General features: G+C 60.2%; 11 protein-coding genes. 4 read left to right on the top strand and 7 right to left on the bottom strand.

The annotated features are described in order from the left end of the window. Positions 1-24: 24 nt before the first annotated feature. On the top strand, positions 25-156 hold the full coding sequence (locus A5481_RS33160) for an SDR family oxidoreductase (RefSeq protein ID WP_245298702.1): 132 nt from the start codon (positions 25-27) through the stop codon (positions 154-156). Positions 157-964: 808 nt separating this feature from the next. Here the strand turns inward: A5481_RS33160 and A5481_RS34485 are convergent. Further along, the gene (locus A5481_RS34485) at positions 965-1,831 is read right to left on the bottom strand and encodes a hypothetical protein (protein ID WP_156311996.1); all 867 of its coding nucleotides are present in this window, start codon (positions 1,829-1,831) and stop codon (positions 965-967) included. A gap of 556 nt (positions 1,832-2,387) precedes the next feature. On the opposite strand from A5481_RS34485, the gene A5481_RS34480 reads away from it, so the two are divergent. Further along, positions 2,388-3,317 carry a hypothetical protein gene (locus A5481_RS34480; protein WP_156311995.1) on the top strand — a complete coding sequence of 310 codons (930 nt, stop codon included), beginning with the start codon at positions 2,388-2,390 and terminating at the stop codon, positions 3,315-3,317. 526 nt (positions 3,318-3,843) lie between these two features. Here A5481_RS34480 and A5481_RS33155 read toward each other — a convergent pair. From A5481_RS33155 to A5481_RS33150, 5 genes are all read right to left on the bottom strand, one after another. Further along, positions 3,844-4,125, bottom strand: coding sequence for a hypothetical protein (locus A5481_RS33155; protein WP_082173340.1), 282 nt, complete (start codon positions 4,123-4,125; stop codon positions 3,844-3,846). 141 nt (positions 4,126-4,266) lie between these two features. Then, positions 4,267-4,656 carry a hypothetical protein gene (locus A5481_RS31965; protein WP_156311994.1) on the bottom strand — a complete coding sequence of 130 codons (390 nt, stop codon included), beginning with the start codon at positions 4,654-4,656 and terminating at the stop codon, positions 4,267-4,269. A 1-nt stretch (position 4,657) separates the two neighbouring features. After that, on the bottom strand, positions 4,658-4,996 hold the full coding sequence (locus A5481_RS31960) for a DUF3768 domain-containing protein (RefSeq protein WP_048435918.1): 339 nt from the start codon (positions 4,994-4,996) through the stop codon (positions 4,658-4,660). A 102-nt stretch (positions 4,997-5,098) separates the two neighbouring features. Further along, positions 5,099-5,755, bottom strand: coding sequence for a hypothetical protein (locus A5481_RS35640; protein ID WP_245298701.1), 657 nt, complete (start codon positions 5,753-5,755; stop codon positions 5,099-5,101). A 353-nt stretch (positions 5,756-6,108) separates the two neighbouring features. Further along, complete coding sequence (locus tag A5481_RS33150) at positions 6,109-6,309, bottom strand: hypothetical protein (protein ID WP_082173612.1); 201 nt, start codon at positions 6,307-6,309, stop codon at positions 6,109-6,111. A 360-nt stretch (positions 6,310-6,669) separates the two neighbouring features. Here A5481_RS33150 and A5481_RS31950 point away from each other — a divergent pair, with 360 nt between their 5' ends. Together A5481_RS31950 and A5481_RS33145 are read left to right on the top strand one after the other, a co-directional pair. Beyond that, the gene (locus A5481_RS31950; protein WP_245298700.1) at positions 6,670-6,969 is read left to right on the top strand and encodes a hypothetical protein; all 300 of its coding nucleotides are present in this window, start codon (positions 6,670-6,672) and stop codon (positions 6,967-6,969) included. Positions 6,970-7,057: 88 nt separating this feature from the next. Then, entirely contained in the window at positions 7,058-7,513 is a 456-nt protein-coding gene (locus A5481_RS33145) for a hypothetical protein (RefSeq protein ID WP_082173613.1), read from the top strand. A gap of 118 nt (positions 7,514-7,631) precedes the next feature. Here A5481_RS33145 and A5481_RS31945 read toward each other — a convergent pair. After that, positions 7,632-8,461 (bottom strand): tyrosine-type recombinase/integrase (locus A5481_RS31945; protein ID WP_156655699.1); only part of this gene is annotated, 830 nt, incomplete at its 5' end.

Below are 8,461 nucleotides of genomic sequence, written 5' to 3'. Positions count from 1 at the left end.
CACCGTGACGCCTACGTGGCCGGGATGACCGAGAAGCTCGCGCAGTGGCGCCTCGGCACGGCCGAGGAGGCGGGTGCGGCAGTCGTCTTCCTGATGAGTAACGGCTTCATGAACGGCGAGACCCTGCACGTCGATGGCGGTGCCCGCCTCGTCTGATCGCCGTCACCTGGCGTAGCCTGTCCCAACACCGCGAGCCCTCGAGGGGCTTCTCATGACGCAATCTCTCACCGGTAAGGGTGCTCTGGTCCTGATGCTAGCTGGGCGATGATGCTCGTCGCTATCGCAATGCATGTGGCGGCGCCGGCGGGGGCTCAAAGTTGGCGTGTGACGGCGTTGGGTTGGTACCGCGGGCAAGTGTCTCGCCCGCGGTACCAGTGGACCGATCTACGAAAGGTGGTGCTTGATGCACAAGCCCTCGATGAGTCTGTTCAACATAGCGCGATTACTCGTGGCACGCTGTGCTGCCAAGCCTTCCACGCCATACTCGATGATTGCCAAAAGCGCCTCGGATGGGTTTAGCGGTAGCTCGAGCAGCAAGTTGTCCAGAACCTCCTCTAGCGCGGCTTGCGTCTCCCGCAGTTTCTCCCTTCGCGCTCGCGCGCGCTGAAGCCGAGTCATGCCTCACTCCTATAAGGTTCGACAGGCGGCGGCTCGCCACCAAAGAGCCTTTACGAGAGGGCGCACGGCCCGCTCGAGGTAGACGCGAACGCGATCATCGCGGCGTCCATTGAGAGCGGCGCGACCGTACCGCGCGAACGTCGCCCGGTCGCTGTACAGGACGAGCCCTCCAGTCCCGGGAGGCTGATCGGATCATTGAATCCGTGGCCGCTCAGGCCGGCGAGCTCGGCCGAGGCCGACAGGCGCGCCGGCATACCCCCTAACGTCTCGACGGACTGTCTCCGGTAAATGGAGAGCTTGGCGCAGTACCTCCGGGACAGCTGAGGTATGGCCTGTGCCGCCGATCTTAGTGCCGCCTCAAGGGCGACTGTGTTCTCGCACCACGTGCTCGAGCCGCGAGAGCGCGTTCAGCAGCCCGAGCCTCGAAGTTGATCCCCGCAAGAAGCTTTTTGCCATCGCCAGCTGCGAAAGCGAGGCCGTCGAGCGACTTGCCTGCAAGCAGGTTTGCCATTCGGGTGAGATCACCAGGGCCGAGCTGATATTTCCGGCTACGGAACGCACCAGTGGGCTCGCGTACCGTTTTGTCAGTGTCTGGATCTTTGGCCTTTCTCATCTTTGTAATGATCCGGTATTCGTTGACTGGCGCCTTCAGCATATAAAGTGCCTGACCTTCAACTTCCTCCGGTTGAAGCGGTCGAAAGTGTGCCGGGTTCACGCCAGGTATCATAGTTCTGAAGCGAACGTTGATGCTATCGCAGATTTCCTGCATCCTCTGCTTTGTCACCCCCCAAACGAGCAGGTGAGGGTGCCAGGAAATGACTCGCTTCCATCCAGGTCTGACTTCATCTGCATTGGTATAAAGGGCAGCTTCGACCATCCCGATAAAACTACAGCTGAGCAATTCTGCTCGTACCCACTGCTGAAGCTTGAACAGGTTGAAGGCTGCTGCCTCGTCGTAGGGAACGGTGTAGGTGTCTCGGATCAGAGTGACCCAAAATACCGGCGTGCTGCTCGGGAGCGAGTTTGTGAAGCGGGTAACGTGATCCGTAGCGATGAGGGCGAACTCGATCCGAGCCGTGTAGTTGCAGGCCGGCAGATTGAACGCCTGGTCAGGGGCAATCTCGAACCGCGCTTCGCGCGATAGCCGCACAAAGGCGAGCACACGCTCCTCGTTGCGGGCGATGCTGCGGGGATCATCCAGGTGCGCTGCCATGAACCTTCGCCACGTGTTGCAAGGTGGCCGAGCCTTCGGCCGTTTGCGCGGTTTGGGGCGAGGCTTGGGCCGAACCTGTCTCTGGGGAGCAGGGGGGGGTTGAAGTGGGGTTTTGGCGGAAAGTGCCTTCGGCAGCCTCGCCGAGGGGGTTGGTGGGCTGATTGGTGCTCTTGGGAGACGGTTTGGCGGGGCCGGTTGCGTTACAAGGCTAGGGGCTGCACGAACTCGTGTTTGCGCTCTACGCTCTGACCAGGAAAGTGGATTCAACCGGTTCTGCTCGATGGCACGGGCGATGTGATCGGGAAGTTCAAAGCGGGCCATGGCTCATTCCCCGTGTGGTGCGGCGAAGCGCGACTTCGCCGTCGGCAAGCAGTTTGTGAGTGCGGCGGCGGCGGCTGGTCTCAAGGTACGGTTCATCGCAGTTTCCTCCCGGTGGCCAACAAAGGGCCTTTACGCCGGGCGCTGGTGGTGCCGGGTCGACGCCCGTGAGGGACTTGTCCTACCAGGATTCGTCCATTAAATGGACGAAAGACGCCAAAATTTGAGGAGTGTCTTCATGCCACCGCTCCGTAAGCCGGTTAGCCCCAACCAACAGAGGAGCTTCCCGCCCAGCCGCGTTAATGCAGAGACGCGGCGCGCTGGCCATCCAAAGGCACCAAAAGAAGATGGGATCGCGTCATTAGAGCCAGATATCCCTTCCGAAATTGTAGTTGATGCCGCAAAATACTTAGTTGAAAAAACAGGATACGAAATAAATAATTTGTCAACCAATGAAAAGAACTCTTTATTTTTTCAAAAATACATCATAAATAGGAGTAAAATCAGTCGCAGTCAGCATATTTCACGATTTGCTGAGGCATACGCGCATTATGTACACATGCGCAATAATGAAGAATTAAAAAAATCAGCGCTTGAGGCAGTCGAGAAAAAAACAGGAAAACGCCCCAACAAGCGCACTTGTCTAATACGACTGGTGGTGGAGTTGATGATTAATTATAGTGATAAAGAAAACAAGGCTGAGGAACGCCGCGCTGGCAATCTCCACAGCCGAGACGTTAAGGCGATCAGGAATTTGATTCAGCGCGGCGTGACACCAACACAGGTCGAAGCGTTGAGCCTGAAGAACGGCGAGGGTCTTAATAGTTGGGCAATGTGGCGGCCCGATGTGCCGTTCGGGGATGACGCGTCGAGCGGTCAGATACCAAATTCTGATCTAGATAGTGAGAGTCAAAAGTCTTTAGATAAAGCTCGACTTACGCCGACCGCGCCTGATGATATAACCCGCGATATTGAACTGAGTCAAGATAAGACTGTATCAAAATCAGAAACAAAACGTATGGGTTTTAGGTTCCCAAAATCATGGCCTATCGAACTCGCTTTGTCGTCAATTGCACCCAATGGTAAAAAAATGGTATTAAGCCGCGTCAAATTAGATGATTTATCAAAAGAAGAAATAATTGAATGGATTGCATCATACTCCGATTAGTAAATTTATATCATTACTTTGTGATATATAAATAATAATATATTTTATAATTATAGTGATAGCTACGTAAACGCAGGTCGTAGCTATCGCAACATAAGACTTATTGTTTTTATGTTTAGTGTTACGCAGGCTGGTTGCAATTCGCTCTGGTCGATCCGCCTCGCCAGTGCCAACAAGCGCCCAGTTGCGTCCACTACATCCGCCTAGACCATGGGAACAGGCCCTCGATCCCCTAGCGCCGGCGATATCAGATCGTGATCGAACTCGGTGCGCACCTGCCTGATCTGTTCGCCTTCAAGGCTGCACCTTAGCCAACTGCTTTTGAATGGAGTGTCTCCAGAACCGCCCTGGTCGACCTTCTCGCCGACTGCGATGATCGGACGGCAGTGCTCCTCCTCGACATGGTCCGCCTTGCCTTGAAGCTCGCCAAGGCATCGTGAGCATGGGGTAATGCAATTCCGCAGTGTTGCAGCCTGCTGCTCTCCCGTTTGCAGAGGCGGTCGGATTGTCCGTCGACTGTGAGTATTTACTTCGACTGATAGTAGCGCAGGCTTAAGTCACAACCCGGGATCGGTGAGTTCCAGTCCTTGGGGTCGGGCATTCCCTGCCGATAGAGGTAGGCTCTTTTGCAGTCGAGGCCGTGCTGATCCTCCGGTGTCCGCGCGTTGTCGAGCCAAATTCCTACCGCTATCAGTGCAAAAACAACGATCATGATGCGTAACAGCCATTTCCAAAAACCGATATAGAACCGTCCTACTCTGAGTGCCAAGCCAGCGAGTTTTTCGACATTGTTGTTGCGGTCTTGCATAGCATTTTTCCTGTTACTAGTGATCGTGCTGCTCACCGGGCTCGGGCCGGGAACTGGACGTTTTCCGTCGCTGCACGCCGGTCGGCGCGAAGGTCGAACGAGTGCTGGCCGGCAGACCCGATTTGGCTGCTCAGACCAGTCTCACCGCCCGATCTCCAGCTGAGGAGCGACCCGGACCAGCAGTGCCCACGCCGTATCAATCGCCTCGCGTGTGGAAGCGTCGAGGTCGCAGGCGCCGAGCGCGGGGGCAGTCAGCAGCCGTAGCAGCAACGTGGCGAGATCCGGCGCGGCAGCGATGAGCCTGGCATCGGCGAGCCGTTGGATGCCAATCGCCACATGCAGGGGGCAGCCGCCTGGCTCGACAGGCGCCTCTCGCCGGATGAAGTAGGGCCAGCTACCCGGGTGGCCGTCGACGGCCGGCTCAACCCCCAGCATGGCCTGCGCGGGCGGGGTGCCCGGTTCGGCTTCGCCTCGGACCAGCCACGGTCCGGCGGTGGGAATGGCCGAGGCTGGTATGCTGCGCCCGGCCACCTCAGTACTCCCCGGCCAACATAATGGTCAGCATCCGAGTGGTGATGCTGCTGTCGGCCGGATCCGGTGAATGCCCCTTGAGGCCGCGGTCGTAGTAGTCGATCTTGAAGAACACCCGCTCACCCGCAACCTCGAGCGCGCCGAAGTCGTGCTCGCCGCGTGGGTCGTTGTCGGGGGTGAAGCCGTCGTAGGCGGCCACGGCATCGAGGATGACCTGCTGCCGCTCGCGGCCGAGCGCGATGACGCCGGCGGTGAGCATGAGTATGCCGCCCGATAGCGAGCGCCGGAGGATGTCGTTGAGCGCGCGGGTGCGATCCACGTCGAGGACGGTGGTGAGCATGGAAGCCTCGGATGTCAGGAGGGAATGAGCGGTGGCTAGCGCAGCCTGCCGCTAGGCACCCGAGCCACCCCATGGAGCTCAGGTGCGGGGCACAGGAGGGCGCTAGGCTTTGCCAGGCGGCAGCAGGGCGAGTTCATTGGCCCGGCGCAGGATGGTGGGCTGGGTCGGGTAGTCGCGCCAGCGCAACGAGTGGACGGTGCCGTTGATCCCGATCACCTCCGCCTCCCACCAGCCCTCGTCGGGTCCCGCGTGAGCGAGCCCAACGCTACCCAGCCCGATCTCGTCCCGATCCTGAGGTTGCTTGTGACCCACGAATGGGTTTGGGGTGGGTGGGGCAGGTGGCCGAGAGGCTGCTGTTGCACGGGGCGCTGTGGCACCCGCTACCATGCTCGGGGCTACTGGCGCGCCCTCGTGAGCGGCTGTGACCGCCACCCCAGCATCAGGCTCTGCCTGAACGCCAGCGAGTTCGAGCAGGCGGGGGAAGAGGTCTCGCCGAACGTAGGGCACGAAGGCGCGGCCACTGCCGAACACCCGGCCGTGAGTTAATTGATCGGCAAAGGCGCGTTGATCGTCGTCGACGAGCCGCACGGTACGAAGGTTCATGATCTCAGCCGCGTGAGCCGCGAGCTTGGCCTCACTGGCATCGAACCAGGCGGCGCGAGGGCGGCCGGCATCATCGTGACCAAACAGGACGAGCGCTGGCGTCATCGGCCGCAGCGGCACTTCGGCGACGACCTGAAGAGCAGGTTTGGCGCTCATCAGCAGGCTCCTGAAACGAAGAAGGCCCCCGGAGCGGGGGCCTTGGCGGAGAGGCTGAAGTGGAGAGCATGCTGGCGGGGCAGCGGTGGCGATCGACGCCGGGTGGGGGAGGGTGGTTGTTGATGCATCGAGGGGCTCCGTAGCTCGCGTCGATCAGCAGCAATGCGGTGCATCGGCCGACTGATCGACAACAGCACCATCGCACAAAAATGCAGACAAAGCAACATGTTGATCAGCTTGTGGAAGTCAACAATGCTACTGCTTGTAGACAAGCCGATGCATACATGCTCTCCAGCCATCACTTTTTCCCACCAATCTTACTTACAAATAACAAAATATTAACAGACGCAAGGCTATCCCTCGGCCTTGTTGGGTTGCCCCGTCTTCGTCCCACCGTTCGGATCAGTGTCATCCTCGCCGACCGCCTCGGGACTCTCGCGACCTTGCGGCGTCAGGCGGGGTGCTGCTATGTCGTCCACTGTCGCTTGTGACTTCGGTTTGCGCTGCCCGGCATCGTAAGTCGTCTCTGCCAACTTCCCGTTGTCTGTGGTCATGGCGCGCCTCCTGCTGCACGCATGCTAACGCCCTGGACCTTGGCTCCGTTCGGGGCGTTCGGGCTTTCGGCAAGGCACCGGTAAGCACGCAAAACCTGCAATTATTAGCCGGTGCCTCGCTGCTCATGAGGAGAGGCGGCATGCGCCATCCAGGAGGAGCTAAGGAGCGAGTTCAGCCAAAGCGGCGGGCCCATGAGCGCGCCGCCGCAACATGGTTAATGATTTCCCTCTGTTCGCACTCCGTTCGCGTTGTGGAAAACCCGCGAAGCAGTCATCCATGCTCCCGGAACGGGGCAAACTATGCACATTCACGCCGGGAAGTGGCTGCGTCTGACTATATCGGGCGCGGGTTGCCGCGCTATGGTGAGTCTTAACACCTATGCGGTCACCCAGCCGGCAATCGAAGGGCTCGATCCTTCAGAGTACGGGTTCGCCTACGACATCACACCCTGGCTTCAGCCTGGACGTAACATTCTCACCGTTGTTTTGATTGGCCCGCCAGGCGAACAGCCGTTCCGGCTGATGGCGGAGCACGCTGGGCAGGTGCAGCTCCTGCTGGTTGAGGCAGAGCTTATGCCGCTGGTAGCCCCCTGGCGGCTGTGGACCACAACCGTCGAACTGACCTCGCCAGTGCACCCGTCCGCGCTTGTTGGAGAGTAGAATATCGCATGGCCGAGCCGCACTCGAAACGTCGATCTGGGCGCCGTCTTGGTCGTGTGATTTGAACGAAGTGAGATCCACCGAGACAATGCCCGTGACCAAGCGCCAGCTCATTGGTGCACTTCTGACGGCCTGTCACATCGTCGAGCGAGACCGGCTCGCAGCCTTTATCCGCAACGAGGGCACGGCATTCGCTGCCAACCCTTTCCCCGCAACAATCGCGGGTGCCGCTCGCCAAGGCTGGGGGATGCGCGAGATCGAGTACCGCGCCATGGAAGTCGCTTCGGCCGGTCTGCCCTGCCTGCTCGCGGCATTGGCCCGCTTACCGACCAGCGAGCCGCTGCGCCAGGAGATCCTGCGAGCCGGTACTCATCGCCTGTACCTCCTGCATCATGGTGACGGCTGCCAGATTGTTGGAGCCGTACTGCATGGTAAACCAGGTCAGGAGCTACCGTCATTTAGGGTTGCGCCAAAGCCACGCGGGCGACCGCCAAGATTACCCAGCGCTCAGCAGCTCGACCTGTTCGGAATGCAAAATGCTTGAAGCCTACTTGTCCGGTTGGGCGCAATAAAATCCTTGTCATACGTAGATCCTACTGGCGAGCAAGGGCTACCAGCCTATAAAAACGCATCCATTTCTCCAAACTCGTACTGATATCTTCTCATCCAATGAGCCGGACGGCCTTACCCTGATCGATCTCGGCCTCGTTATAGTAGCGCGTGGCCTGCTGCACTGAGCGGTGCTGCGAGAGTTGCATCGCCTCGGGTAGCGGCACGCCCTGCTTTCCGGCCTCGGTCATGAACCCCGACCGAAGGCCGTGCGCCGAGAACAGCGCGGGATCGAGCCCCGCTCGGGCGCAGCGCGTCTTCAGGATCGCGTTTACGCTCTGTGGATCGAGCGCCGTCGAACCGAGCCGTCCCCATCGGTCGATGCGCCGGAAGACTGCCCCGTTCTCAATCTTCGCGAGCGCCAGCCAGTCGAGCAGGGCCGTGGCAGCACGCCCGATCACCACTACCCGCGCGTCGTCCTCCGCCGTTGTGGTCTTAGTGCGCCCGAGCCGGACCGTGATCTTCGGCACTGTCGGGCTGTCTGGATCGGCCGGATCACGCAGCACCGGCGCCTCACGTACCAGATCCTCGACTCGCAGCCCCGCAACCTCGGCCCGCCTGCGCCCCCCCGACGCAAAGGCGACTAGCAGTAGCGCCCGGTCGCGGACATCAACCAGCCGGTGCTCGTACAGGCAGGTGGTAAGCAGCTTCTCGATCACCGAGGCGGTGACCGCCCGTTGGCTCTTGCGGGTGCGGGGCCGCCGGTTCGCCCGCACCGCGAGGGACAGGGCGGTCCGCAGGCGCGGCGCCTTGAACGGCCCGTCAACACCGCGGAAGCGGTGCAGGGTCGACCAGTGGGCGAGGCGCCGGCGCACGGTCGAGACCGCGTGCGGACCTGCGACCCGGAGCAGACCACGACCCCGCCGATCATCCGCGACGGCGC

Origin of the sequence: Methylobacterium platani, assembly GCF_001653715.1 — a bacterium.
In the GTDB taxonomy this organism is placed as follows: Bacteria; Pseudomonadota; Alphaproteobacteria; order Rhizobiales; family Beijerinckiaceae; genus Methylobacterium; species Methylobacterium platani.
The sequence above is the reverse complement of the archived record's forward strand: the minus strand, read 5'-3'. Positions and strand labels throughout refer to the sequence as shown.

Excerpts from the sequence above, each read along its gene's own strand:
- A5481_RS34480 (WP_156311995.1), top strand. The coding sequence starts at position 2,388 with ATGCCACCGCTCCGTAAGCCGGTTAGCCCCAACCAACAGAGGAGCTTC.
- A5481_RS33155 (WP_082173340.1), bottom strand. The coding sequence starts at position 4,125 with ATGCAAGACCGCAACAACAATGTCGAAAAACTCGCTGGCTTGGCACTC.
- A5481_RS31950 (WP_245298700.1), top strand. The coding sequence starts at position 6,670 with ATGGTGAGTCTTAACACCTATGCGGTCACCCAGCCGGCAATCGAAGGG.
- A5481_RS33145 (WP_082173613.1), top strand. The coding sequence starts at position 7,058 with ATGCCCGTGACCAAGCGCCAGCTCATTGGTGCACTTCTGACGGCCTGT.
- A5481_RS35640 (WP_245298701.1), bottom strand. The coding sequence starts at position 5,755 with ATGAGCGCCAAACCTGCTCTTCAGGTCGTCGCCGAAGTGCCGCTGCGG.
- A5481_RS34485 (WP_156311996.1), bottom strand. The coding sequence starts at position 1,831 with ATGGCAGCGCACCTGGATGATCCCCGCAGCATCGCCCGCAACGAGGAG.
- A5481_RS31960 (WP_048435918.1), bottom strand. The coding sequence starts at position 4,996 with ATGCTCACCACCGTCCTCGACGTGGATCGCACCCGCGCGCTCAACGAC.
- A5481_RS33160 (WP_245298702.1), top strand. The coding sequence starts at position 25 with ATGACCGAGAAGCTCGCGCAGTGGCGCCTCGGCACGGCCGAGGAGGCG.
- A5481_RS33150 (WP_082173612.1), bottom strand. The coding sequence starts at position 6,309 with ATGACCACAGACAACGGGAAGTTGGCAGAGACGACTTACGATGCCGGG.